Annotated in this window: 22 protein-coding genes; 10 read left to right on the forward strand and 12 right to left on the reverse strand. The window is 65.3% G+C overall.

Features of this window, described 5'->3' with window-relative positions:
• Positions 1-2283 (forward strand): helix-turn-helix transcriptional regulator, encoded by a 2283-nt coding sequence (locus CXR29_RS17440; protein WP_206516250.1) that lies wholly within the window; start codon positions 1-3, stop codon positions 2281-2283.
• Positions 2284-2309: 26 nt separating this feature from the next.
• Here CXR29_RS17440 and CXR29_RS02300 read toward each other — a convergent pair whose 3' ends face one another.
• Positions 2310-2696, reverse strand: a complete 387-nt coding sequence (locus CXR29_RS02300) for an ArsR/SmtB family transcription factor (protein ID WP_127363773.1) — start codon at positions 2694-2696, stop codon at positions 2310-2312.
• A 99-nt stretch (positions 2697-2795) separates the two neighbouring features.
• Here CXR29_RS02300 and arsB point away from each other — a divergent pair, with 99 nt between their 5' ends.
• The 3 genes from arsB to CXR29_RS02315 are packed head-to-tail and all read left to right on the forward strand — an operon-like array spanning position 2796 to position 5792.
• Complete coding sequence (gene arsB, locus CXR29_RS02305) at positions 2796-3893, forward strand: ACR3 family arsenite efflux transporter (protein ID WP_127363774.1); 1098 nt, start codon at positions 2796-2798, stop codon at positions 3891-3893.
• Positions 3890-4372: an arsenate reductase ArsC gene (locus CXR29_RS02310; protein ID WP_127363775.1), complete on the forward strand. Its 483-nt coding sequence runs from the start codon at positions 3890-3892 to the stop codon at positions 4370-4372. Before arsB ends, CXR29_RS02310 begins: the two co-directional genes overlap by 4 nt.
• Positions 4365-5792: an NAD(P)-binding domain-containing protein gene (locus CXR29_RS02315; RefSeq protein WP_127363776.1), complete on the forward strand. Its 1428-nt coding sequence runs from the start codon at positions 4365-4367 to the stop codon at positions 5790-5792. Before CXR29_RS02310 ends, CXR29_RS02315 begins: the two co-directional genes overlap by 8 nt.
• A gap of 107 nt (positions 5793-5899) precedes the next feature.
• Here the strand turns inward: CXR29_RS02315 and CXR29_RS02320 are convergent, their stop codons facing one another.
• Both CXR29_RS02320 and CXR29_RS02325 read right to left on the reverse strand, forming a co-directional pair.
• On the reverse strand, positions 5900-6553 hold the full coding sequence (locus CXR29_RS02320; protein WP_101595915.1) for a histidine phosphatase family protein: 654 nt from the start codon (positions 6551-6553) through the stop codon (positions 5900-5902).
• A gap of 168 nt (positions 6554-6721) precedes the next feature.
• Positions 6722-9202: an HNH endonuclease signature motif containing protein gene (locus tag CXR29_RS02325; RefSeq protein WP_127363777.1), complete on the reverse strand. Its 2481-nt coding sequence runs from the start codon at positions 9200-9202 to the stop codon at positions 6722-6724.
• A gap of 859 nt (positions 9203-10061) precedes the next feature.
• Between CXR29_RS02325 and CXR29_RS02330 the strand changes: the two genes are divergently transcribed.
• A complete protein-coding gene (locus CXR29_RS02330) occupies positions 10062-11267 on the forward strand; it encodes an NAD(P)-dependent malic enzyme (protein WP_127363778.1) in 1206 nt (401 codons plus the stop codon).
• Positions 11268-11501: 234 nt separating this feature from the next.
• On the opposite strand, the gene CXR29_RS02335 is transcribed toward CXR29_RS02330, so the two are convergent.
• The 3 genes from CXR29_RS02335 to CXR29_RS02345 all read right to left on the reverse strand — a co-directional run bounded on the left by CXR29_RS02335 (position 11502) and on the right by CXR29_RS02345 (position 14129).
• Entirely contained in the window at positions 11502-11924 is a 423-nt protein-coding gene (locus CXR29_RS02335; RefSeq protein ID WP_127363779.1) for an organic hydroperoxide resistance protein, read from the reverse strand.
• Positions 11925-12052: 128 nt separating this feature from the next.
• Positions 12053-12532, reverse strand: coding sequence for a MarR family winged helix-turn-helix transcriptional regulator (locus tag CXR29_RS02340; RefSeq protein WP_101554977.1), 480 nt, complete (start codon positions 12530-12532; stop codon positions 12053-12055).
• A 355-nt stretch (positions 12533-12887) separates the two neighbouring features.
• Positions 12888-14129, reverse strand: coding sequence for an SPFH domain-containing protein (locus CXR29_RS02345; protein WP_241241559.1), 1242 nt, complete (start codon positions 14127-14129; stop codon positions 12888-12890).
• A gap of 189 nt (positions 14130-14318) precedes the next feature.
• Between CXR29_RS02345 and CXR29_RS02350 the strand changes: the two genes are divergently transcribed.
• On the forward strand, positions 14319-15017 hold the full coding sequence (locus CXR29_RS02350) for a FadR/GntR family transcriptional regulator (RefSeq protein ID WP_127363780.1): 699 nt from the start codon (positions 14319-14321) through the stop codon (positions 15015-15017).
• Between the two features lie 25 nt (positions 15018-15042).
• A complete protein-coding gene (nagB, locus tag CXR29_RS02355) occupies positions 15043-15825 on the forward strand; it encodes a glucosamine-6-phosphate deaminase (RefSeq protein WP_127363781.1) in 783 nt (260 codons plus the stop codon).
• 6 nt (positions 15826-15831) lie between these two features.
• Here the strand turns inward: nagB and CXR29_RS02360 are convergent, their stop codons facing one another.
• The 5 genes from CXR29_RS02360 to CXR29_RS02380 form a co-directional block, all read right to left on the reverse strand.
• Complete coding sequence (locus CXR29_RS02360; protein WP_127363782.1) at positions 15832-16518, reverse strand: N-acetylmannosamine-6-phosphate 2-epimerase; 687 nt, start codon at positions 16516-16518, stop codon at positions 15832-15834.
• Between the two features lie 93 nt (positions 16519-16611).
• A complete protein-coding gene (locus tag CXR29_RS02365) occupies positions 16612-17793 on the reverse strand; it encodes an ROK family protein (protein ID WP_241241560.1) in 1182 nt (393 codons plus the stop codon).
• Positions 17790-18707 carry a dihydrodipicolinate synthase family protein gene (locus tag CXR29_RS02370; RefSeq protein WP_127363783.1) on the reverse strand — a complete coding sequence of 306 codons (918 nt, stop codon included), beginning with the start codon at positions 18705-18707 and terminating at the stop codon, positions 17790-17792. Before CXR29_RS02370 ends, CXR29_RS02365 begins: the two co-directional genes overlap by 4 nt.
• Before the next feature lie 10 nt (positions 18708-18717).
• The gene (locus tag CXR29_RS02375; protein ID WP_127363784.1) at positions 18718-20406 is read right to left on the reverse strand and encodes a sodium:solute symporter family protein; all 1689 of its coding nucleotides are present in this window, start codon (positions 20404-20406) and stop codon (positions 18718-18720) included.
• Positions 20407-20648: 242 nt separating this feature from the next.
• Positions 20649-21287, reverse strand: coding sequence for a TetR/AcrR family transcriptional regulator (locus CXR29_RS02380; protein ID WP_241241561.1), 639 nt, complete (start codon positions 21285-21287; stop codon positions 20649-20651).
• 172 nt (positions 21288-21459) lie between these two features.
• Here CXR29_RS02380 and CXR29_RS02385 point away from each other — a divergent pair, with 172 nt between their 5' ends.
• From CXR29_RS02385 to CXR29_RS02395, 3 genes are all read left to right on the forward strand, one after another.
• Entirely contained in the window at positions 21460-22314 is an 855-nt protein-coding gene (locus CXR29_RS02385) for a CoA transferase (RefSeq protein ID WP_127363785.1), read from the forward strand.
• Between the two features lie 139 nt (positions 22315-22453).
• Complete coding sequence (locus CXR29_RS02390) at positions 22454-23608, forward strand: acyl-CoA dehydrogenase family protein (protein ID WP_127363786.1); 1155 nt, start codon at positions 22454-22456, stop codon at positions 23606-23608.
• An 81-nt stretch (positions 23609-23689) separates the two neighbouring features.
• A complete protein-coding gene (locus CXR29_RS02395) occupies positions 23690-23884 on the forward strand; it encodes a Rossmann-fold NAD(P)-binding domain-containing protein (protein ID WP_420897587.1) in 195 nt (64 codons plus the stop codon).
• Positions 23885-23971: 87 nt separating this feature from the next.
• On the opposite strand, the gene CXR29_RS02400 is transcribed toward CXR29_RS02395, so the two are convergent.
• Positions 23972-25162 (reverse strand): ATP-binding protein, encoded by a 1191-nt coding sequence (locus CXR29_RS02400; RefSeq protein ID WP_127363788.1) that lies wholly within the window; start codon positions 25160-25162, stop codon positions 23972-23974.
• Positions 25163-25251: the final 89 nt, after the last annotated feature.

Raw genomic sequence — 25251 nt, forward strand, 5'->3', positions numbered from 1 at the left:
GTGCCACCTCAACAGATCAAGCGAGCCGAAAATGTGAACCGCCCGTCGAACTCCGACGGATCCCCGTCGGTCTTCGACGCGCAATTCGGACCGCGAGCCGCCTCGGCGAATGACTTCGCATCGGCGCTCGAGCCGTACGGCACCCTCTCCGATTCCGACCTCGAGCGGATCTTCCGCGCCAGCGGCGGACGTGTCCGCATCGCCGCCTCACTTGTTCAGGCCCGAGTCGAAGCGGGACTGCCTGCCGGTGACACCGCCCCAGACCGGACCGTCGCCATGCTGTCCCCGTCGTTGAATCCGACTCTCGCCGACTCCTCCCGTGAATCCGCAGCACTCTACCTGCTCGCGCTCTTCGCCTGGACGCCGACGATCACCTCGAGCATGGTCGACCTTGTCCACGCCGCCTACGCCGCAGGGAAAGTCGCGAACGATTCCACCCCCGATGACCTCACTCCGCTGCTGACCTCGGCAGGGCTGCTCGCTGTTGCCCCCGGCGACGAGGTCTTCACCGTTCCCACCTTCATCCGCATACTCATGCGACGCATCACCGCCGTCGATGATGGCATCGCGAAGAGGACTCCGCGCGAAGCTCTCGGCATGGCCGTCGCCGACGTGATCGGCCGCCAGCGCGCGGACCGCCGTGAAGGACTGCCCGAGCTGCTCGACCTCGTCCTGGAGATCAGGGACTGGAAGATCCTCGAGCGCGGGTGGGCACGACGGTCGGTCAACGTCTTCATCGATGTGCCGACTTCGATCGAGGCCCTTCTCAGTGTCCCCGAGGCAGTGATCGCGAAGAACCCGATCCTCACCCTGGCTCGCAGCGCGGCTCGACGCATCGATTCGACCCGGCACGTGCTCGGTACCGATGACCCATGGCAGCTGATGTCGGCGACCGACTTCGACAGCATCGTAGTGCCGGAGCTGCACGGCCGGCTGACCGATCCGAGCCTCCCCCTCTCCGGCGACGAGGTGGCCGTGCTGACCATGCTGGAGGCGCGCCGCCACCGGTTGAACCGGAAGTACGATGCGGCGCTCGACGTCATCGACGTCGGACGGAAACGCATGCTCAGCCTCGGTGACGGGGAACCGGGACCCACACTGATGCTGCAGGCCGAGCTCAATCTGGAACGCGGACGGAACCTCGTTGCGGCCGGTCGCTTCACCGAGGCGACACCGGTACTGCAGAGCGTCGTGCACTTCGCGGGGATCTATACTCCGAACTCGCCGCATCCCCTGCTGGCGGGACTGGTCGAATCCGCGTTGGCCGGGCTGGGGCACGGGCACGGATCGGAAATGGACCGCTGCCTTGAGCGGGCGCGAGAGAACGCTCGCCGATTCGGGATGGACACGCTGCCGGACGAGCGGACAGCGCTGAGCATTGAGCTGATGCGCAGCCTCGACCGGCTCGACCTCAACGCGGCGGAGGACATCCTCGGTGCCCTGGACCAGGCGAAGCCGACTCAATCTCTGGGGCCGATGCCGGACTGTGCCAAGGCGCTGTACTACGTGTACCGCGGGTGGGCGTCGATTGCTGCGAAGCTCGTGACGGAGAGCTCGACGGTGCAGATCCGGCCGACGGGGGCCGACGGCGCGAGTGCTCGATTCTCCGGAATCGTCAACGTCGTCGGGTTCGTGCTCGCTGCGGCGGGGGAGACGAAGACGCTGCAGGACATGAGCGATCGCATGAGTTCGGCGAATCCCGGTGATTCGATCGTCAAGGCTCGACAGGCGCTCGTCTTCGGGCAGCATGATCGCCTGTGGACGGCGACCGGGCAGGCGCTCAGCAGTGATCAGGGGCCCAGGCTCAAGAGCTGTGCCATGGCCTTGCGCGCCGACATCCTCCACCATGAAGGACAGGCCGACCAGGCGTTGGAGACCTTTGTGCACATGCTCGACTACTGCGCGATCGCGGCTTCGGTGTTCGCCGTGGCGCAGCTGTCGAAGGCAGCTCGCGAGGCACTCATTCCCGCATCGGCCGATTTCGCCGAGTGGGAAGCCGTGGCCAGGTCGTTCCATTCGGCGGACATCACAGCAGACGTTCTGCAGCAGCGACTGCTCGAGCTGCCGGAGACCTCACCGGTGGCGCCGGACTTCCAGACCGATCTCACCCCGGCCGAGCAGTCGCTGCTGTTCGCGATCGACTCATCGAAGTCGATCGCGCAGATCGCCCGCGAGTTCGGAGTGGTGTCCGGGACGTTGAAGAACCGGTTGTCCGCGCTGTACCGCAAGCTCGGCGTGCGCAGTCGCGCCGAGGCGGTGGCGCACGTCCACCGGCAGCAGTAGGGCCAGGTCGCCTCGGCGAAAGAACCCTACCCGTGCGCGGTCGAGGTGGGGGAGAGGAATTCCGACAGGCGGTTCAAAGTGGTGGCCTCGAGCGAATAGTACGACCAGACTCCGCGCTTCTCACGGTGCAGGACCCCGGCATCGACGAGGATCTTCAGATGGTGCGAGACGGTCGGCTGGCCGAGACCGACGGGTTCGGTGAGATCGCAGACGCACGCTTCCTGCTGCTCGTGCGCGGCGACGAGGGAGACCAGCCGCAGCCGGGTCGGATCGGCCACTGCTTTGAGGATGCGCGCGAAATCCTGGGCGTCGTCGAGACTCAACAGCGAGACGGTCAGCGACGGGCAGCAGACGTCCGTATCGGTCGGAGGGGGCGCGGGTTGTGTGGTCACTCTTCCATTATGCCCATACATTGACATTTGTCGATGTCTTGTGGTCCTATCGTATCGATGAACTTCAATGTGCCGACACATGACGATGGTGCCGGCACGATTCGCACCTCGAGGGGGACCATGCATTCCACGGCGACTGCCAACACTGAATCGCCGGTGGCGGCGAGGATGTCGATGCTGGACCGATTCCTGCCGCTGTGGATCATCGGTGCCATGGCCTTGGGGCTGGTGTTGGGCAGGCTCGTGCCCGGTCTCGCCGAGGCTCTGGACTCGGTCAGGGTCGCCGACGTCTCCCTGCCGATCGCCATCGGCCTCCTGGTGATGATGTTTCCCGTGCTCGCCAAGGTCCGGTACAACGAGACCGGACACGTGCTGGCCGACAAGAAGCTCATGATCACCTCCTTGGTCATCAACTGGTTGGCCGCTCCGGCGTTCATGTTCGCGCTCGCCTGGCTCTTCCTTCCCGACCTGCCCGAATACCGCACCGGGCTGATCATCGTCGGGCTGGCCAGGTGCATCGCCATGGTCCTCATCTGGAACGACCTGGCGTGTGGCGACCGCGAGGCCGCCGTCGTGCTCGTGGCCATCAACTCCGTGTTCCAGGTTCTCGCATTCGGTCTCCTCGGGTGGTTCTATCTGCAGTGGCTGCCGAATCTGCTGGGGCTGCCGACGACCAGCAGCGAGTTCTCCTTCTGGGCGATCACCGCGAGCGTCCTCGTCTTCCTCGGAATCCCGCTTCTTGCCGGCTTCCTCACACGGACGGTGGGGGAGAAGGCGAAGGGACGTCAGTGGTACGAAGATCGATTCCTCCCCACGGTCGGGCCGTGGGCGCTGTACGGACTGCTGTTCACCATCGTCGTGCTCTTCGCCTTCCAGGGCGACGAGATCACCTCTCACCCGGGCAACGTCGCCCGCATCGCCCTGCCTCTGCTCGTCTACTTCGTCGTCGTCTTCGCTGTCGGGATGGTCATCGGCAAGGCCTTGAACCTGGGCTATGAGAAGACGACGACCCTGGCATTCACCGCTGCTGGCAACAACTTCGAACTCGCCATCGCAGTGGCGATCGGGACGTACGGCGTCGCCTCGGGGCAGGCGCTCGCCGGAGTCGTCGGCCCGCTCATCGAGGTGCCCATCCTCGTCGCCCTCGTCTACGTCGCGCTCTGGGCGCGACCCCGTTTCTTCCCCTCAAACTCTGTTCAAGGAGCGAATCGAGCATGAGTCCCACACCAGCGCCTAAGCCGAGTGTCCTCTTCGTCTGTGTGCACAACGCCGGCAGATCCCAGATGGCGGCCGGATTCCTCCGCGGACTGGCCGGGGGATCAGTCGAAGTGCGGTCCGCCGGCAGCGCACCGGCCGAGACGATCAACCCCGTCGCCATCGATGCCATGCGGGAGCTCGGCATCGACATCACCCGCAACAGCCCCACTCTGCTCGACGCAGATACCGTGCGCACCTCGGACGTCGTGATCACGATGGGCTGCGGCGATGCGTGCCCGATCTTCCCCGGCAAACGATACGAAGACTGGGTTCTCGACGATCCCGCAGGTCAGAGCCTGGAATCGGTGCGCCGAATCCGTGATGAGATCCGGACCCGAGTTGAAGCCCTCATCGTCGATCTCGCCCCCGACGCAGGGACGAAATCCACAGAGCCGACGATCACGTCGACCCCCATCGCCGAGGCGGCTGCCAATGACTGATATCGCGCTCGCAGATCTGCCGGTCGCCGTGATCGGTTCCGGTCCCGTCGGCCTCGCGGCCGCGGCCCAGTTGGTCCGACGTGGGATCCGACCGCTCGTCTTCGAGGTGGGATCCTCCGTCGCGGCGGCAGTGGCCGAGTGGGGTCATATCGGGTTGTTCTCACCGTGGAAGTACAACATCGACGTCGCGGCCTGCGGCCTGCTGGCGCCCACCGGTTGGCAGGAGCCCGACGGCGAGCACCTGCCCACCGGTGACGAGCTCATCCGGGACTATCTCAATCCGCTGGCCGAGACAGTTGAACTCCGAGAATCCATCCTCACCGATACCCGGGTTGTGGCAGTGAGCCGGGTCGGACTGGACCGGACGGGCACCGCGCAGCGTGAGTCGACTCCTTTCCTTGTTCGCACGCAGAACTCCGATGGAACTACGGCGGACTTCCAGGTCAGGGCGGTCGTCGACGCTTCGGGGACATGGGGGAGTCCGAACCCGATCGGGCAGTCCGGGCTCGCGGCGCCCGGCGAAGTCGAGGCTCGTCGCAGCGGGTTCATCACTTCGCCTCTGCCCGATGTGACCGGCCGTGACCGTGAGCAGTTCGCCGGAAGGCGGACTCTGGTCGTCGGCGGAGGGCACTCGGCGGCGAACACGCTCTTGGCTCTGGCAGAGCTGCGTGCGGAAGTGCCGGGCACGCGAATCGGCTGGGTACTCAGGCGCGCAGACCCGGCATCCGTCTACGGCGGGGAGGACCAGGACGGTCTGCCGGCTCGCGGAGCCCTGGGCGCGCGGCTCCGCTGTCTTGTCGAAGACGGGGCCATCGAGGTGCATGCCTCCACGACGATCACCGGGTTCGCCGCCGACGGTGGTGGCACCGTGGCTGCCGAGACTGGTGGTGAGTCGGTGACGCTCCACGCCGATCGGGTCGTCCCGGCCCCCGGCTTCCGTCCCGACCTGGGATTCCTGCGCGAGATCCGGCTGGACCTCGACCCGGTTGTCGAAGCCCCGCAGCAGTTGGGGCCGCTCATCGATCCCGAATATCACAGCTGCGGAACGGTTCCTCCGCATGGTGCCCGGGCGCTGGGGCATCCGGAGCCGGATTTCTACATCGTGGGTATGAAGTCCTACGGGCGAGCCCCGACGTTCCTCATGTACACCGGCTATGAGCAGGTCCGTTCCGTCGTCGCAGCGATCGCAGGGGACCTGGAAGCTGCAGACCGAGTCGAGCTCGTCCTGCCGGAGACCGGCGTGTGTTCGACTGACATCGGATCTTCGTGTGATGCTCCGTCCGGCAAGCCTGGTTTCGTCGACTTGCCCGCGGCAGGCGCACCGGACGCAGGCGGATGCTACGGTTCCGCGGAACCGGTTGTGATCGGGATCCCCACGGGGACAGAACACGGGCGATCCGGCGAGACCGGGAACGGCTGACTCGCGGGCTCGGCCTATGCCGGTTCAGCTTCCGCTGCCACGGAGGGCTGACTCGCGGGTTCGGCATACGTCGCCACGGCTGACTCGCGAGTTCGGCTTTCGCCGCCTCAGCGGTAGGTGGCGTTCTTCGGATCCTGGTGGCCGTGGTCGTTGAACGAGATGAGGCTGGTGCCGCCTCGGCCGGTGATGATCTTCGTGATGCCGGTGTTGATGGTCACTCGGTTGAAGGCCATCCATTGGTCGAAACCGCCGCCGATCAGTCGGGCCGCGGTCCACGCGATGGCACCGGCGCTCGAGACCACGATCGTTGACTGTCCTGACTCCATGGCCGCGACCGCATCAGCGAGAGCGCGTTCGACGCGTGACGTGAACTGGTTGTAGGTCTCCGTGTAGTCCTCGTCGTGTTCACCCGAGGCCCACCGGGCGGCACCGCGTTCGAGTTCGCCCTGGAAGATCTTCGAATCGTGCTGAGCGCGCGGGTCGAGATCCGTGAGTACGCCGGTGAGTTCCCAAGCGGCATATTCGTTCCAGCCAGCGTCGACGTGGGCGTCCACATCGCGGCCGAGTCCTGCGAGGAGGCCTTCGGCTGTCTGGCGCTGCCGCAGCATCTCACCGTGGATGATGCGATCGGGTTCGAGCCCTTGTGAGGCGAGGAAGCGACCGGTGATGCGGCTCTGCTCCTTGCCGAGGTCGGACAGTCGATCATAGTCATCGGTGCCGAACGAAGCCTGTCCGTGCCGTACCAGATAGAGCACACTCATCTATTCCTCTTTCTCCAGGCGTCGGCGGAAACGTGTCCGATCTCCACCTGCCTCTGAGCGATCGTTCAATTGTCATGAGTCTACGTGCCCGGACGGTTGGGTGCCTTCCATCCGATTGAACTGCAGCGGCCCCACCTGCAGTGACGTCAGAGGCTCCGCGGCGCGTCATCAGAATGGTGGGGGATCGACTTCGAGGTCGTGTTCCCAGTTCACCGTCTTGGAGACGAAACGGTGGTCCCAGGGATCGTCGGCTCCAGCGTCCTTGGAGCCGGAAGCGTCCTCAGACTGCGCCTTGACCTCCGAGTCGCTGATGCTCGAGCCAGTGTTGGTACGAGCGCTGGGTTCGTCGAGCCCGTTCGGGTCGACGGTGATGGCGTCGATGGCGAGACCCGCGAGACGCGCCCATTTGACGGCTCGGGCATATTTGGCGTTCCCAGTCAGCTGCTTCATTGCAGCTGGGTCGGTGCCGGCGGGGAGGCACGGCTGGAAGACAGAGTTCTCCCAATCGAGGCAGCGTTCAAGCCGCAGCCGCCTGATTTCTGCCCGCTGCTCCCGATACGCCTCCGACAGTCGCCGCTGTCGGGCTTCCCGTTCCTCTCGCTGACGCCTCTCCTCGTCGCGCCGGCGCTTCTCTTCGTCGCGCTGGCGGATCGTTGACTCACCGGGCATGAGTTCGAGCACCCTCGGTGCTGGCGGGACCATCGACCAGGGCAGTTTCCACCGCTTGAGACCCAGTCGTCCCAAGGCATCGAATTCGAGCGCTTGGGCCACATTGATCGGCTGGCCGGGCGCCGACACAGTAGTCGTGATCCCGTGCCTGAACTCGTAGTCGAGCTCACCGGATTTGGGCATAGTGACCCGAAGGCGGCCGGCGGTCTTCAGTGCATGGTGCTTCTTGCACAGAGGATGCAGGTTTCCGAACCGAGTGAGACCGCCCTTGAGCGGATTCAGGTGGAAGAACGGAACGACGTGGTCGATCTCCGACTTCTCGGCCCGACGCGAGCAGCCGGGAACGGTGCACACCGTCCACTGCTCGACCAGGGTCTTCCGAAGATCTCTGGGGACTTGGTAAGTCGTCGCTTTGGCGTCGACGGGAGTGCCGGTGCCGGGGTCGGTGAGGATCCGTTGGATGCTCTTCGAGCGGCCGGCGATAGTGCGGGCCACCTCGGCGGGCACAGGCGAGCCGTCGGCAAAAGTGCCGGGCAGGTCCGAATCTTCAGTGAGGGTGAGGAAAGGAACGGTCACCACGGTGGCGGCCTGATGCGACAGCCACCACGCATTGGTGGGCATACGCAGCTTGACGAAATACTCAACGGGTCCGTCAGCGTCCTCACTGTCGGGGCAGAATGCCGAACCGACGGACCGGTCGGCAGGAGAGCAAGCGTCGGACGGTTCCTCGGTGCCGCCGGCTGAACACCCGTCGGACGACTCCTTGGCGTCGCCGGCCGAGCCCGAAGCAACATGCTTCGCAAAGTCGGCCACGGCATCGTCGGAGTCCATATCGGGAATGAGCTCGCCGTCGGCGTCGAGCAGCGACGTGTCTTTGGCTGTTTGGATTCCCGTGATCGGATCGACCGACACGACCTTGACCTTGAGCTCCGGGACAGGCCGGATGAACAGATCGTACTCGAGCTGAGAGATGGAGCGGTCATCGCTGATCTCAACGCCCACGGGCAGGTTGAATGCCGACTTGTTCTTGCCATGCACGGCAAGAGCCATGCCTTGGATCCGGTTGTAGCAGGCGAAGATCTCCGCCGAGGGTCCGCTGACGGTCAGGCAGGCCGAGCCGTCCTTGTAGCCGTCGACATCGATGCGACGACGCCTGGTGGCGAGCTCGGTGTTGTCGACCGGCGGAATGAGCAGGGCGATCATTTTGGCCAGATCGCGGCGCAGAGTCTCGCAGGTGATATCGGCGCGCCGGGCCGCCAGGAAGATATCGAGTTTCGGCAGGAAGGCGAACGCGACGTCGGCACACTGGCGGGCAACCACGTCGACATGGGCTTGGGTGAACTCTCCTGCGCGGACCCGGTCGGCGAAGCGGGGAAGACCATAGAAGATCGTCATCGCGCCGGTCAGCTGACGGTAGGTGCGCGCAGTATTGGTCCCCAGCACCGTCGAGATCTCAACGAGGTCCTCCGCGTCGACATAGTCATAGACCCACTTCGAGAAGCAGATGCCTTCATCGAGCTCGGGGAATTCGGGCAGCACCTTCTTCTCGGACTCAGACGCCTTTTCCGCCTGCGCTCTGGCGAAGTCGGCGTCATAAGGCACTACTGCTGAGGAGGTAGACGCGTCGGTCGACGACGGTGCGTCCGTGGGTGCGGTCTCGAACGCCTCCGCCGAGCCGAAGCCGGTGGTCTGTTCGGACTCTTCGGCTCGACGCTCGAAGGTTGCAGCAATCGTCTCGCAGCGGAAAGGCTCGGACCCCTCGGGCATGGGGAGCTCGAACTCGATGAAAACCTGTTCGAGTACGACAGAAGAGACCGACTCGAGGAGCGAGAAATGCGCACGATCGGAAGCGACGGCATTCTCGGCGAAGCGAGACATGCTGGATTCGAAGCGGACGGCGAATCGCGGTGACGGCGACGTCTGTGCTGAGCCCGGCTCTTCGGCCCGACCCGGGGTCGAACGGTTGGTGGTGCCCTTCATTGCCTTTTCACCTGCCTCGGACTTCGTTGTCGGGAGTGGTGCTGATTGGAAAAGCTGTTAACTCTATGGTAAGCGTTCAAACGGACATTGACAATAGAAACAAAAGAAAAGATTCGAATAGGTTTCGATGAGAGATTGATGAAGTTCTTATTACCTCATCATCTTTGCATTGGGCACTGACATGAGAGTGTTCGTTTTCATCCATGCAGGTCAGGCGCGGTTTCTGCGTGAGTGCGGCACCTGGGTGAGGATTGCGGGGGAAGATCTGCTGCGATTTCGGGGGAGGATGCGCCTCCTCGGCGCTGACCCGTCGCTGCCGCGGAATGAGTCGGCCATCGGGACGTGCCTCCTCGGCGCTGACCCGTCGCAGTTTCGAAATGGGCGGGCGCATCAAGGGCGCGCCGCCTCGGTGAGGCTGAAGGCCACGGCCCTCCCGCGGGGTCCAAAGGTCTGGAGAACGTGCCACCGAAACGGCGGGACAGCCTCGGTGAGGGCGGGATTTTCGGGTGAAACGGGTCACAGCATCGGTTATGATGATCGGGTTGCCGGATGCGACCCATGAGGTCGGTACTCGCCACATGCGAGCCGTATCCGCACTGCGCGCAACCGCGTCGCTCTTCACCTAGGGCCACGTCGCGGGCCGCGTCGACGTCACCGCACCATCCTTCACTGGTGACCAGTTCTTCGCCCAGGCCATCGCCGGTGCTCACGGCTGACCGTGTCGGCGCCGACCGGTGGCCAGACGATCACTGCCGGCTGCACCGATGGTCCGATCATCGAGCAGAGTGCTTGCCCAGCCGAGTGCGCGCGAGCTCCTCACGCTCACGGACCGCCGCCGCATCAACCATGAGGATCAACCATGACGACCACCGCTCACAACTCCGCCGCCTCCGACCAGGGCTCCAAGGGCCCGATCACCGACGCCGAGATCTTCGAGGCACACGAAGGCGGCAAGCTCTCCGCCGAGCTCACCTCACCGCTCCAGACCCAGCGCGACCTCTCGATCGCGTACACCCCGGGCGTGGCCAAGGTCTGCACCGCGATCAAGGACGAGCCGCAGCTGGCGCGCACGCACACGTGGACCGGCCGGCTCGTCGCGGTCATCTCCGACGGGTCGGCTGTGCTCGGTCTCGGTGACATCGGTCCGGCCGCCTCGCTGCCGGTGATGGAGGGCAAGTGCGCTCTGTTCAAGTCCTTCTCCGGGCTGAATGCGATTCCGATCGTGCTCGACACCAATGACACGGACGAGATCGTCGAAACGATCGTCCGGATGGCTCCGACCTTCGGTGCGATCAACCTCGAGGACATCTCCGCCCCGCGCTGCTTCGAGATCGAGGACCGGGTCAAGGAAGCCCTCGACATTCCCGTCATGCACGATGATCAGCACGGCACCGCCGTCGTCGTCCTCGCCGCTCTGACGAACGCTCTGCGCGTGGTGAAGAAGTCCTTCGAGTCCGTCCGTGTGGTCGTCTCCGGCGCCGGTGCCGCCGGTGTGGCCGTGGTGAAGATCCTTGCCGACGCAGGTGTCAAGGACATCGTCGTCCTCGATTCCAAGGGCGTCGTCGAGTCCGGTCGCTCCGATCTGACCGAGACCAAGCAGTTCCTGGCCGAGTCGACGAATCCGCGCGGAATCGCCGGTGGGATCGGCGAGGCCCTCGACGGTGCCGATGCCTTCATCGGCGTCTCCGGCGGCACCATCGACGAGGCGCACCTGGCCAACATGGCCGACGACGCGATCATCTTCGCTCTGTCGAACCCCAACCCCGAGGTGGTCCCCGACGTCGCCGCCAAGTACGCCACCGTGGTGGCCACCGGGCGCAGCGACTTCCCGAACCAGATCAACAACGTCCTCGCATTCCCCGGAATCTTCCGCGGTGCGCTCGACGCTGATGCATCCGAGATCACCGACGATATGAAGCTCGTCGCCGCTCGTGCGATCGCCGATCTCGTCGGCGATGACCTCGAGCCCGGCTACATCGTGCCCGGTGCGCTCGATTCCCGTGTTGCCCCGGCCGTCGCCGAGGCGGTCGAGAAGTCCGCGCTGGAAGCCATGGCCAAGCGCTGAGCTGAGAGCGTCGAGCTGATAGTCGCATGCGTCCGCTGATGTCAGCTGGGGTTTGGGTGGGGCAGGGTCTGCGGGCCGGCTGCTGAATCCGAACGGCACTGAGGGGCGGGTGAAGAGAGATCTTCACCCGCCCCTCAGTTGTTGTTGCGGCCGGAGGTCGTGGCCCGTGCCGGCGCGCCGGTGTCGGTCGGCCGTCGGAGGGCTGCCGACCGACACCGGTGGCCGCGTTGCCGCTCAGTCGTCGGTGACGGTGATGGTGACGTCGATGTTGCCGCGGGTGGCGTTGGAGTACGGGCACACCTTGTGGGCCTTGTCGGCCAGCGCCTGGGCCTCGGCCTTGTCGAGGTGCGGGAGTGTGACCTCGAGTTCGACGGCGAGCTGGAACCCGCCCTCATTGTTCTTGCCGATGCTCACGCGTGAGCCGACCGTGGAATCGTCGACGTTCGCCTTGGCCTGACCGGCCACGAGGCGCAGCGCTGAGTGATAGCAGGCCGCGTAGCCGACGGCGAAGAGCTGTTCGGGATTCGTGCCATTGCCGCTGCCGCCCATCTCGGTCGGAGTCGCGAGATCGACATCGACCTTTCCGTCGCTCGTGCGTCCGTGGCCGTCACGGCCTTCGCCTGTGGCCAGTGCTTCTGCTGTGTAGAGAGCCTTCATGATGTTTCCTTCCGTTGGTGGTGCATTGTCGGATCAGTGGTGCTCAGTGGGGTCGGTGGTGAAATGCGGGGTCAGCGGTGCAGCACTGGGTCAGTGGCGCGCTGAGAATGCAGAGGTGGGGTGTGAGTTCAATGGTGCGGTAGGGGGTCGGGGGACTCGATGGGCGCGGGTTCCGCGCGCAGGTTCCTCGTCAGCGCGCGCAGAGTCTCCAGCAGCTCGGGCATCGTCGCGGGGGCAAGATTCGTGCGCTCGCCGATCCGGGCCGGCACGCATTCGGCGCGTTCTTTGGCCGCTGCGCCCTCGGCGGTGGCGCGGACGAGAACTCTGCGCGAATCCTCGGCGGAGCGATGGCGGGTGACGAAGCTGAGCGATTCGAGTCGTGACAGCAGAGGGGAGAGCGTGCCCGAGTCGAGCTGCAGACGCTCGCCGAGGCGCTTGACCGTCACGCCCTCGTCGTCGGAGCCCTCCTCCCACAGCACGAGCATCACCAGATACTGCGGATAGGTGATGCCGAGTTCGGCAAGCAGATCTTTGTACGACGCCGTCATCGCTCGTGACGCCGAATAGAGAGCGAAGCAGAGCTGCCGGTCGAGATCGAGCGCGTTCATATGAAAATGGTTGCACACAATTCAATTGTGCACAACTAATAATTCCGGGAGGCGGCGAGTTCTCAGGAGTCAGTCAGTTCACGGATGGCGTCGACTTCCCAGGAGGAGGAGTTCTCAGGTGGCGGCGAGTTTCTAGGAAGAGGAGTTCCCAGGTGGCGGCGAGTTCCTGCGGGGAGGACCCCGCCGGGGGGGGAGTTCCCACGTGGAGTTGCGGGTGTGCAGACGGGTGCGGGGCGGGTGAAGATCACTCTTCACCCGCCCCTCGGCGGTGTGCGCTGAGCTGTGCCTGCCGGCTCAACTCTGGCCGGCCCAGCGATGCCGGTCCAGCACTGCCGGCCGGCCCAACGATGCCGGCTCAGCCCTGGTTGCCGCCGCGGCGGTTGCGCCACTGCTCGGCGGCGGCGCGAACGGCCGACTGGGCCGCGGAGCGCGGATCCGAGTGCCCCTGCCCGCCGTGCTGACTTTGGCCCTGCCCCGGGCGGCCCTGTCCCGGCTGGCCCTGTCCGCCCGTTCCCTGACCGGAGCCGCCCTGGCCCTGTCCGCCGGCATACTGCCCGGACCGATCTGCCGGCGGAGTCGTCGGCTGCGGCGGGACGTTCGTGCCGTCGGCGCCGTTGCCGGAACTGCTCCTGGAATCGCCGCCCGCATCGTCGCGGCCCTGCGGCGCCGGCAGATGCGAGCCTTCGTCGGCGGCATTGGCGGCGAACAGGGCGTTGCGGATCTCCTGCCCCATCTCGCCCAGACCTCCCGGGTTCGACGGCATGAACAGCACGTTCGACCGGCCCTCCTGCGCGACGTTCTGCATCGTGTCGAAGTACTGGGTCATCATCAGCAGCTGCTCGGCCGTCTTGTCGATGCCCACCTCCTGCAGCTTCGCGTACTGCTCGGCGATGCCGGTCGCGATCGCCTTCCGCTGAGCGGCCACGCCTTCACCGTGCAGGCGCATCGCCTCGGATTCGGCCTGCGCCTGAGTCACGCGCTTGATCTTGTCGGCCTCAGCCAGCGACTGCGCGGCGACCTTGTCACGCTGCGCGGCGTTGATCGAGTTCATCGAATCCCGCACGCGCTGATCAGGGGTGATGTCCGTGACCAGAGTGCTCACGATCTTGAAGCCGTAGCGCTTCATCGACTCCGACAGTCGGCGCTCGACGTTTTCGGCGATGTCGTCCTTCGACTCGAACGCGGTGTCGAGCGTCAGTCCCGACAGTGCCGAACGGACGGTGTCGAAGACATAGGAGCGGATCTGCTCCTCCGAATTCGCCAGACGGTAATAGGCATCGGCGACGTTGTCCTCTTCGACGACGTACTGGACCGCAACCGGCACCGTGACGAAGACGTTGTCCTTCGTCTTCGACTCGATGTTGACCTCGAGCTGCTGGACGCGCAGCGAGATCGGCCTGCTCGTCGTCTCGATGAACGGCACCTTCGTGTTCAGCCCCGGCCGCGCGACCTTCTTGAACTTGCCGAATCGTTCGACGATGACGTTCTCCTGCGTCTTCACCGTGAAGAACACGCTCGTGCGCAGCTTCCCGAACAGCAGGACGGCGACGACGAGGATGATGATGACAACGGCGATGGTGACCGCCACTCCACTCATGACTACTCCAATGGGTCGTGGTTGTCGGCCGTGCGACGACCGCTGACTCCTATCACTCTAGTAGTCATCGAGCGCCGCGTATATGACAAGGACGCTGGCTCTCGTCTCGAGGAGGGAACTCATCACCGATACATCTGATGTCAGACGTATACTGGAAGCTCAGCGTGGAACGACCAGCAGAAGGTGATCATGGCGGAGACGACAGAGACCGGACGGAAAGTGACGACGTCCGACAGGATCAAGGATCTCATCCTCTCCGACGGTCTGCGTCCCGGGGACCTGCTGCCGACCGAAGGCGAACTGTGCACCCGCCTCGGCGTCTCGCGGTCGAACGTCAGGGAAGCCATCCGCAAACTCTCGACCCTCGACATCGTCGACGTCCGCCACGGCCACGGCACGTACGTCGGCGAGATGACGCTCGATGCCCTCGTCGAAGCCCTCGTCTTCCGCGGCGTGCTCAGCCCCGGTGACGACCTCGACGCCCTCCGCGATGTCGTCGAGGTGCGCAAGGCCCTCGACCACGGAATGTCCGCGCAGATCGTCGACGCACTGCGCGGAACCTCGAACCCGGACCTGCACTCCCTCGTCGATGAGATGACCGGGCTCGCCGCCGCCGGCAAGACCTTCCCGCAGCAGGATCGCGCCTTCCACACGGGACTGCTCGCGAAACTCGGCAACTCGCTCGTCGGCCAACTCGTCGCAGCGTTCTGGGATGTGCACACGGCCGTCCTGCCCAAACTCAACGTCGCCGTGGCCGCCGACCTCGAGCAGACAGCGCAGGCCCACGGCCTCATGCTCGAAGCGGCGGAATCCGGCGATGCCGCGGCTTTCCGCGCCGCGATCACCGCCCACTATGAGCCGATCATGCGCGCCCTCGAGCAGAAATGATTGACTGAACGACAAAGGAGACCACATGGAAGTCGTCATCGCCGACGAATACACGCTGTCGGAACTCGTTGCCGACGCGATCGAGCGGCTGCTGCGCACCGAAGCCGCCCCGGTCATCGGGCTGGCCACCGGATCGAGCCCGTTGCGCATCTACGATGAGCTGACCACCCGCCACAAGAACGAAGGGCTGTCCTTCGCCCACGCGCAGGCGTTCATGCTCGACGAATACGTCGGCATCGCCGAGGACCATCCGCAGCGTTATCGCAACGTCATCGACACCGAGATCGCCACGCGCGTCGACTTCGCCGAGGGGGCCGTCCACGGTCCGGAAGGGTCGGTCGATGACCTGGCGGCCGCCTCGGCGGACTATGAACACAAGATCGCCGAGGCGGGCGGGATCGACCTGCAGATCCTCGGGATCGGCAGCGACGGTCACATCGCGTTCAACGAACCCGGGTCATCCCTGGCCTCGCGGACGCGAGTGAAGTCCCTGACGCACCAGACGCGGCTCGACAATGCGCGGTTCTTCGACGGCGACGTCGAGCAGGTGCCGAAGCTGTGCCTGACCCAGGGGCTGGGCACGATCATGGAGGCCAAACACCTCGTGCTCGTTGCGACCGGCGGCAACAAGGCCGAGGCCGTGCATCAGATGGTCGAGGGACCGATCTCCGCGATGTGGCCGGCGACCGTGCTCCAGATGCACCCGCACGTCACGGTCATGCTCGACGATGCGGCGGCGTCGCGGCTGCAGCTCGGCGACTACTACCGCCACGCGTACGAGAACAAACCGGAGTGGCAGAGCCTCTGAGCGAACTCAGCCCTCGACCGCCTCGGTGAACCATGAGGTGATCGTCGTCGGATGCGTGATCGCGGTGCCCACGACCACGGAGTCGGCGCCGGCATCGACCGCGGCGGCGGCATGCAGCGGGGTGTGGATGCGGCCCTCGGCGACGAGCAGCGCGGGCAGTTCCGCACGTCGGAGGGCGCTGATGAGTCCGAGATCGGGACCCTCGGTCTTCGCCCGTTCGCCGGTGTAGCCGGCCAGGGTCGTGCCGATGATGTCGGCGCCGGCCTCGACCGCGGCTTTCGCGTCGTCAAGGCTGCCGCAATCGGCCATGACCAGGGCGTTCGTCTGCTCATGGAGGCGTTCGACCGTCTCGGCCAGGCTCAGCCCGTCGGGTCGTTCACGCCGTGTCCCGTCGAGGGCGACGATGTGGGATCCGGCCAGAGCCACCGCATAGGCGTGCTGGAAGGTCGGAGTGATGACGACCCCGTCCTTGCCGTCCTTCCACAGGCCGATGATCGGGACCTCGACGGCCGAGCGGGTCGCCTGGATGTCGTCGAGGCCCTGCACCCGCACGGCCGCCGCTCCTCCGCTGACCGCCGAGGCCGCCACCTGCGCCATCGTTCTCGGATCGCGCATCGGCTCGCCGGGATAGGCCTGTGCGGAGACGATGAGCCGCCCCTGCAGTGCCTCGAGGATCTCGGTCTTCGACAGCATCAGTGAGTCTCCTTCTTCTGGCCGTTCTTCTCGCGGTTCTTCTCGCCGTTCGGCGCGTTGGTCAGGTTGTTGGCGTGATGGGAGGGAGGCGTCTCAGCACGTCTCGCCGGGTTCGTCGTTCCACAGGCCGGCGGCGCCGATGAGCGCGGCATCCTGTCCCAATTCTGCCTTCACGAGCTGAGCTCCGGAGGCGGCGGGGATGAGTTCCGCGGCGAAGGCCGCCCGGAGGGGGTTCCACCAGATGCCGTCCATCTCGGCGAGTCCGCCGCCGATGACGACGACTTCGGGGGAGAGGACATTGACGATCCCGCCGAGTGCCGACCCGAGGGCACGCGCCCCGATGTCGAAGGCGCGAAACGCCAGTTCATCCCCCGCCGAGGCGGCCGCCGCCAATTCTCGGGTGTTGGCTGGGACGGACGCTGAGTTCGCCGAGGCGGCCGCCCCCGTATCACGATCGGATCCTAAATTTGGCCCCGAGGAGGAGCTGGACGGATTCGCCGATTCCTGATTGTGGGAATGTTCGTGTGCCGCAGGCTCCGCCGGCCCGGAAGCGGACTCGGCAGCGCCAGAGGCCAAGCGCAGGTAGGTTTCGAGAACAGCCGGACCCGAGGCAATGGCTTCGACGTGGCCGGTTCCGCCGCACGGGCAGCCCAGACCGGTCGCAGCCGCGACGGGCACATGACCGATATGACCGGCCGCGGAATTCCGGCCCGTGAGCAGATGCCCATCGGCGATGAACCCGCCGCCGATTCCGGTGCCCGCCGCGACGAGCAGGCAGCTTCGAGTACCGCGGGAGGCTCCGGCGGCGGCCTCGCCGAGGGCATGGGCGTGCACATCGTTGACGACGCGCACGGGAAGGCCGGTGCGCGCAGTGAGTTCAGCGACCAGGTCCGTTCCGGCCCATCCGGGCAGGGACTCCGTCGCGGAGACGACGAGACCGCTCGACGGGTCGATGACCCCGGCCGCGCCGATGCCGATCCGCCATACGAGGTCGGAACCCGAGCCGTCCCCGCCCCCGGCAAGACCGCCGGATCCGGCACTGCCATGACCGGCAGTCGCGGCACCGCCATGACCGCCGGTCTCCGCGCCACGCGCACTCGACGTCTCCGTGATGACGGCGGCGGCCACCTCGGCGATGGTGTCGAGAACGGCCCGGGCACCTGCGGTCGCAGGCGTCGGGACGCTGCGCACGTGCGCAAGTTCGCCGTCGATGACGGAGCCGGCACGGATCTTCGTGCCTCCGACATCGACGGCGACGGTGGCGGGCAGGGTCACAGCAGTCCTGCAGTGCTGACGATCTCGCGGACGCGCTCGGCCTCATCGGCGTTGAGCGCCTCCATCGGCTCGGCCATCCGGTTCGAGTCGATGACGCCCATGAGCCGCAGGGCGGTCTTGAACCCGCCGAGCCCCGCCGCACCCGCGGAGACGCGACCCGGCGTGGCGACCCCGGTGATGTCGAACAGGGCTGCCACACGGTCCTGTTCGGCAGCCGCAGCCTGCCAGTCGCCGGCCTTCGCCGCATCATAGATGCGCACGTATCCGGCGGGGTCGACATTGCCGAGGCCGGGGACGATGCCCGCCGCCCCGCTGAGCATCGCACCGTCGGTGACGACCTCGTGGCCGGTGAACACAGCGAAGTCGTCCAGGTGCTTCGTCGCCAGCAGCAGACGGCGGAATCCGACGTCATCACCGGAGGAATCCTTGACTCCGGCGATCACACCCTCCTCGGCGAGGCGGACGAGGACGTCGAGCGGCATCTTCATATGCGTGCGCACCGGCACGTCGTAGGCGAAGACGGGCACGCTGATATGGGCGGCGACGGCGCGCAGGTGGCGCTCCACCTCGGCGGCATCGGACAGGGCATAGAACGGCGTGGTCACGACGGCGGCGTCACCGCCGATGGCCAGCAGACGGTCGGCCTCGTCGAGAACCCGGGTGGTCGTCTGCTCGCTGATGCCCACGAGCACGGGCACCCGGCCGGCGGCGGCCTCGAGCGCGGTTTCGAGCACGAGGTCACGCTCGGTGTTCGTCAGGTACGGGACCTCGCCGGAGGACCCGAGCACGAAGATTCCGTGCACCCCGCCGGCGACGAGGTGGTCGACGAGGGCGGCCAGCCCCGCCCGGTCGATCTCACCGTGCGCCGTGCGCGGGGTCAGCAGCGGGGGGATGATGCCGTGGAAGTCAGTCATGGTCGTGTCCTTACTTGTCGTTCTTATCATTGCTCGCCGAGGCGGCCCCGGGCTCGGTCGGATCCGATCCGATCGTCGGGGCTGAGTCGGCGGAGACTGCGGGGGATGAGGCCTCGGAGACCGCACGGGAGGAGGCCGCGGATGCGGCGACCGCCCGGGCAGGTTCGGTGGGAACTCGGCGAGTGTAGGCCGAGCGCTTGCCGAAGATCGTCAGCGGCAGCACATCGTGGTCGCTGCGGCCGCGCTGCATCGTCCCGGTGAGCAGGGAGATGAGGTAGCCGAAGACCATGGCGCCGACGAATGCGACGGTGGAGACGGCAAAGGGCGAGAGTCCGGCCGTGTCCTGGACGATCCAGGCCAGTGCGGCACCGAGCAGGAGACCTGCCAGCACTCCCGAGGTGTTCGCCCGCTTCGTGAAGATCCCGAGGGCGAAGACGCCGGCCAACGGGACGCCGAAGAGTCCGGTGATCGACAGGAACAGGTCCCAGGTCTGGGCCTGATCGGTCGCCGAGAGGTAGAGCGCGACGCCGACGGACAGGGCTCCGACGATGACGATGACGGCGCGGGAGAAGCCGACCCCGGTGCGAGGCGCTCCGTCCTTCGATGGGAAGAAGCGGTCGCGGATGTCGACGGTCACGCAGGCCGAGATCGAGTTGAGGCTCGACGAGATCGTCGACTGCGCAGCGGCGAAGATCGCGGCGATGAGCAGGCCCGAGATGCCGGCGGGCAGAGCGGTGACCGCGAAGTACGGCACGAGCGCCGAGGTGTTGAAGCCCTCCGGCAGCGACTCCGCGTGCCGGTAGAAGCTGAAGAGGACGGTGCCGATGCCGTAGAACAGCGGGATCGTCAACAGGGCGAGGAAGCCGTTGACGATGAGCGAACGCGCCGTCGACTTCGGCGAGTCCGTGGTCTGGTAGCGCTGGACGACGTCCTGGCTGGCCGTGTACTGGTGCAGGTTGTTGAAGACCGAACCGAGGAAGACGATCGGGATGGCCGCTGCCGCTCCGCCGAACTTCCAGTTGTCGGCGGAGATGAACTTGTCATCGGCCGCAGCGTCGACGGCGACCGTGCCGAGCCCGCCGTCGATGGCCATGATGCCGAAGATGAGGATAACTGCGGCACCGACGAGGAGGATGATGCCCTGGACGACATCGGACCAGATGACGCCCTCGATGCCGCCGAGGAAGGTGTAGACGACCGAGAGCACGCCGACGGCTCCGGCGACGACGGCCGGGTTGATGTCGGTGACCGAGCTGATGGCCAGCGTCGGCAGGTAGATGACGATGGCGACGCGGCCGATGTGGAAGAGGACGAAGAGGACCGAGCCGAGCACGCGGATGCTCGGGCCGAAGCGCTCCTCGAGGTACTCATACGCCGTGGTGACGTCGAGCTTGCGGAAGAACGGGATGTAGAAGATCACGAGCAGCGGGACGATTGCGAAGATCGCTATGTTGCCGGCCGCATAGGACCAATCGGCGAGGAACGCCTGCTCGGGTGTGGACATATAGGTGATCGCCGACAGCGTCGTCGCGTAGATGGAGAAGCCCGCCGCCCAAGCCGGGATCCGCCCTTCGGCCTTGAAGAAGGCATCCTTGCCTCTGCCTGCTCGGCGGGTGAACCAGACCGCGATGCCGAGAGTGGCCAAGAGGTAGATGATGATCACGGCCCAGTTGAGGCCGCCGAGTCCCGGAGCGTCCATGCTCCCTCCTCACGTGGATGATGGAGAGGGCCGGCGCGGGCGTGAGTGCGAGCGGAAGCCCCATCTGACATTTAGGACTGACACGTAAGACGTATGATGTCCTATGTTGTCAATGTACGGGAATGTGCGACACGGCACAACCCGGAGGGCAGAGGGCATGATAACCGCGCAGGTGAGGCGGGTGCAGCTGAGCTGGGTCAGATGAGGCGGGTGCAGTTGAGCTGGGTCAGTCCTGGGGTGGGTCAGTCCTGCGGTGTGCGCACGGTGATCGTCAGCTCCGGCTTGGCAGCCGGGCGCTCATCAGTGGGAAATGAGTCGACGACCTGATCGACGAGCGGCTGAAGGAACAGTCTGCCCAGCTGGCGGACCATGACGGTGACGACCTGATCGACGCGATCCCTGTCCGTGGAGGCGACGCCGCCCGAGCGCATCGAGTCGACGCTCTGCAGCGAGAGCCGGGCCAGGCGAGTGATGAGAGTGCGATCGGCGGAGTCTTCGAGGAGTTCGCGACGCAGATAGCCGACGATGAGCGGATTGTTCTCGAGCATCCGGGCCACCGCGGCATCGCGAGCGGCCGTATCTGCGACGGAGTTCGCAGCGGCGTCATCAGCACCGGTGATCGCTGCGGCGAATTGGTCGACGACCCAGCCCTCGACGGCTTCTCGGAGACCGTCCTTCGAACCGAAATGATGCGAGATCAGACCGATGGCCACTCCGGCTTCGGAGGCGATGGCGCGCAGGGGTGTGCCGGCGAAGCCGGTCGTCGCGAACTGGTGGAGCCCCGCATTGCGGATGCGGGCCCGGCTGGTGAGGTCGGTCCCCGAGGGGCCGCCGGCGTCGGCGCTGCTGGTTCCCTTGTCCACATTCATCGGCACGCTCATGTCCTCACCTCTGTCGTCCGCCGTCATTGTCTCAGGTCGGCGCATGCTGCCGGCTTCGTGATGCACACTGCCGGCTTCGCGGGACGGATTCCCTCCGCGGCATTGAACGGTCTTTCAACATCCTATATGTTTGTTCAAAAGTGAGTAGTCGACTCGACCGGAGGCCCCAAGAATGACTGCCCCTCAACCGCTCGCCGGAATCACGGTGATCTCGCTTGCCGTCAATCTTCCCGGACCATTGGCGGCCGCACGTCTGCACTCGATCGGAGCCCGGGTGATCAAGGTCGAGCCGCCCGTCGGCGATCCCCTCAACCTGCTGTACCCCGACTACTACCAGGAGCTCACCGCCGGGCAGGAGATCCGCACCATCGACCTCAAGGACGGAGCAGGAGCGGGGCAGCTCAATGCGCTTCTGGCCGAGGCCGATCTGCTGCTCACCTCTATGCGTCCGCGCGCGGCAGCGGCACTCGGCCTGCCGGAACTCGTCGACGAGCACGGACTGGTCCACGTCGAGATCGTCGGATTCGCCGGCGACCGTGCCGACGTCCCCGGTCACGACCTCACCTACCAGGCCGCTCACTCCACCCTCCTGCCCGGGACCATGCCCACGGTGCCCGTCGCCGATGTCCTCGGCGGAGAGCACGCCGCACTCCAGGCCCTGGCGGGGCTGCGTGAACTCGAGGCCCGACGCGATGCCGGTCAGGACGCCGGTCAGCGCACCGGCGGAGTCGTCCGGCGGGTCGTCCTCGATGAGGCGGCCGAATGGGCGGCAGGGCCGGCACGGCACAAAATGAGCACACCGGGGGGCCACCTCGGCGGGGGTCTGCCGGTCTACCGCACCTATCCCACGGCCGACGGGCACGTTGCCGTGGCGTGTCTCGAACCGCACTTCGCGAAGGCGCTGGGGTCCCTCCTCGGGTCGGAGCACGAAGAACTCGAGCGGGTCTTCGCAGCCGAGCCGACGGCGCACTGGGTCGCCTTCGCCGCGGAACACGAACTGCCGATCGAGCCGGTCGCCCTCGTGTGATCGCTCCCTCGCCGAGGTGACTCGGACGCACAATCCCCACTCGCGCATCCCCGCCCCACACGAAAGTCCCACTCAAGGACCCCGTACCCCCGTTCAACCCGCTGCCACCAGCTCAACCATCAATTTCAGGAGACGAAAAATGATTCTCGACGGATACCGCGGCGCCTGGGAAACCCAGGAGACCGACGACCTGCGTGATCTGGCACGCGGATTCTTCGGCAAGGAGATCGTGCCGCACGAAGCCCGCTTCGCCGAACAGAAACAGGTCGATCGCGAAACGTGGACCCGGGCCGGCGACGCCGGTCTGCTGTGCATCTCGATCCCCGAAGAATACGGCGGCGGTGGCGGCACCTTCGCCCACGAGGCGGTGTTCCTCCAGGAACAGGGGTTCGTCGGCGACACCGCCTGGGGCAACAGCGTCCACTCGACGATCAACGCCCACTACATCAATGCCTTCGGAACCGAAGAGCAGAAGCGCAGGTGGCTGCCCCGCATGGCCACCGGCGAGCTCGTCTCGTCGATCGCGATGACCGAACCGGGCACCGGCTCGGACCTGCAGAGCATCACGACCCGGGCGGTGCGTGACGGCGACGAATACGTCATCAACGGCGCCAAGACCTTCATCACCAACGGGTCCCACGCCGACCTCGTCATCATCGTGGCCCGCACGAGCGACGAACCCGGTGCGAAGGGTGTTTCGCTCATCGTGGCCGAAGTGAATGATCTGCCGGGGTTCTCCCGCGGACGTGTGCTGGAGAAGGTCGGACTGCATGGACAGGACACGCGGGAGCTGTTCTTCGAGGACATGCGCGTCCCGGCCGAGAACGTCCTCGGCGGAGTCGAGGGCCGCGGGTTCATCCAACTCATGCAGCAGCTGCCTCAGGAACGGTTGGCGATCGCCGTCGGCGGTGCCGCGACCGCGGAATTCGCCGTCCGGGAGACCGTCGCCTATGCGAAGGAGCGGGAGGCCTTCGGCAGGCCCATCCTCGGTTTCCAGAACACGAAGTTCGTCCTCGCCGAATGTGCCACCGAGGCATTGTCCGTCCGCACCTTCATCGACCACCTCACCAGCGAACGCATCAGGGGAACGCTGACAACAGAGCAGGCGTCGGCCGGGAAGTACTGGGCCACGGATGCTCAGAACCGGGTCGTCGACCGCTGCCTGCAGGTATTCGGCGGCTACGGATACATGGTCGAATACCCGATTGCTCGCCTCTACGCCGATTCCCGGGTGCAGAAGATCTACGGCGGCACGAACGAAATCATGAAGGAGCTCATCGCTCGGGGTCTGTGAGCCGGACCTCGGCCTCGGCGAGGCGTCCGGCGCCAACGGGGCGACGACGGTGAATGGAGCATCATCGTCAACACCGCCTCGGTGGCTGCCTTCGACGGTCAGATCGGGCAGGCGGCACACTCCGCGTCGAAGGCCGTCATGGCCGGCATGACCCTGCCGATAGCTCGTGATGTGTCGACGCTGGGCTTCCGTGTCGTCACCCGCATTGTCGACAACCGCATGCTCAGCGGCGATGTCGTCCGCTTCGACGGGACCATCTGTACGGCCCGAAGATGATCGAGTGATCGCAGCTCGCCGAGGTGGCCCCGCTCGAGCCTCGCGCCATGACTTGCGGTGCGAGGCTCGAGTCCGTTAGGCGCGTTTTCACACGGTCGGCGGTGGCGGGTATGCACTCCAGTCGTTGGTCCCTCCTGCGCTTGAAGGGTGTTGCGGGGCCATTGATCGAATGTAATCGCCAAGATAGGGGAGCGAGAATGCGACATACCCCCGACCATCGGGTTGAACGTACCCGCTGTTGATCAATCTGGTTTTGTAGATCTGCGCATATTGCCCGTATGTGCCCATACGGTCGGCTATGTCTGACATCTTGCTTCGTCCCGCTTCGTCGACCGCCATTGCGTTGACGAAATCTCTGTCTCGCTCTGAGAGATCTTCATATACTCGGCTGATAACTCGTCGCTGCACTGATCTGATTGCTTTGTCGTGAGCGATCTGTGCGTCCTCAACTGATATCGTCTCCTCGGCAGGTGAGTTTCTCCATGCATAGTCACCGGCTAACTGAATCAGGTATGGATAGCCTTGGGTCACACGGATGAGGAGTTCCAATGCCTCGGGATTGATCGCCCTGCCTGCGATGCGAATGGTCTCTTCAAGTACGTGCCTGGTCTCTTTGGGGTTCAGCCGACGGAAATCCAGATCGCGAGAGCGTCGTATGAACGTTGTGTGGTCGTTCTTCGCCAGTTCATCCAGATCCACCTTGATCCCGGCAAATGCGATCATGATGTTCGAGCCCTCAGACTTTGCATGAGCGACTTCAAGGGCGAAACGAGACAGCTCGCGCAAGCGGACTTTTCCTGACGACACTTCGTCAACGGTGATGAGGATCCCTGCTTCACCGTTCAAGGCGGTGGAGAGAGCAATCAGATCGTCGCGAAGCAGTGGTTTTACACTTCGACTTCGGTCGATATATTCGAAGCTGGCTGAGAACTTCCATATCCCTATGCTGCTGAGCCTCGCGCGGGTCGTCTCCGTGAGCCGATTGATTTCACGTGGGATGGAAGACTCAGTGATCCGTTCCATGAGGCCCTTACTTGCGTCATCCGCAAGGACGATCCATCCTGCTTCACGTGCTGCGTCCTGAAGCCTCGCCAACATAGACGTTTTGCCGGAGCCGCGAAGCCCCGAGATCAGCAGCGAATCGTTCTCCCCGAAGTCGAGTGTACGAAAGACTTCAGTGATTTCGTTGAGCTCTGTTCTGTGGCCGCCGAACACCAGAGGGGGTTTGCTGTACCCCGGGGTAAATGGGCTGGGGCCGTACATTGGTGAATCAGACATTCGAGCCTCCAACACCACATTGCCGAATCGTATTTATTCTATTTACTTTAACACTCTCGGCCGAGCGGGAAATGGCATCGCTGTTCCCC

This window comes from Brevibacterium linens (genome assembly GCF_003999335.1).
Taxonomy (GTDB): Bacteria; Actinomycetota; Actinomycetes; order Actinomycetales; family Brevibacteriaceae; genus Brevibacterium; species Brevibacterium linens.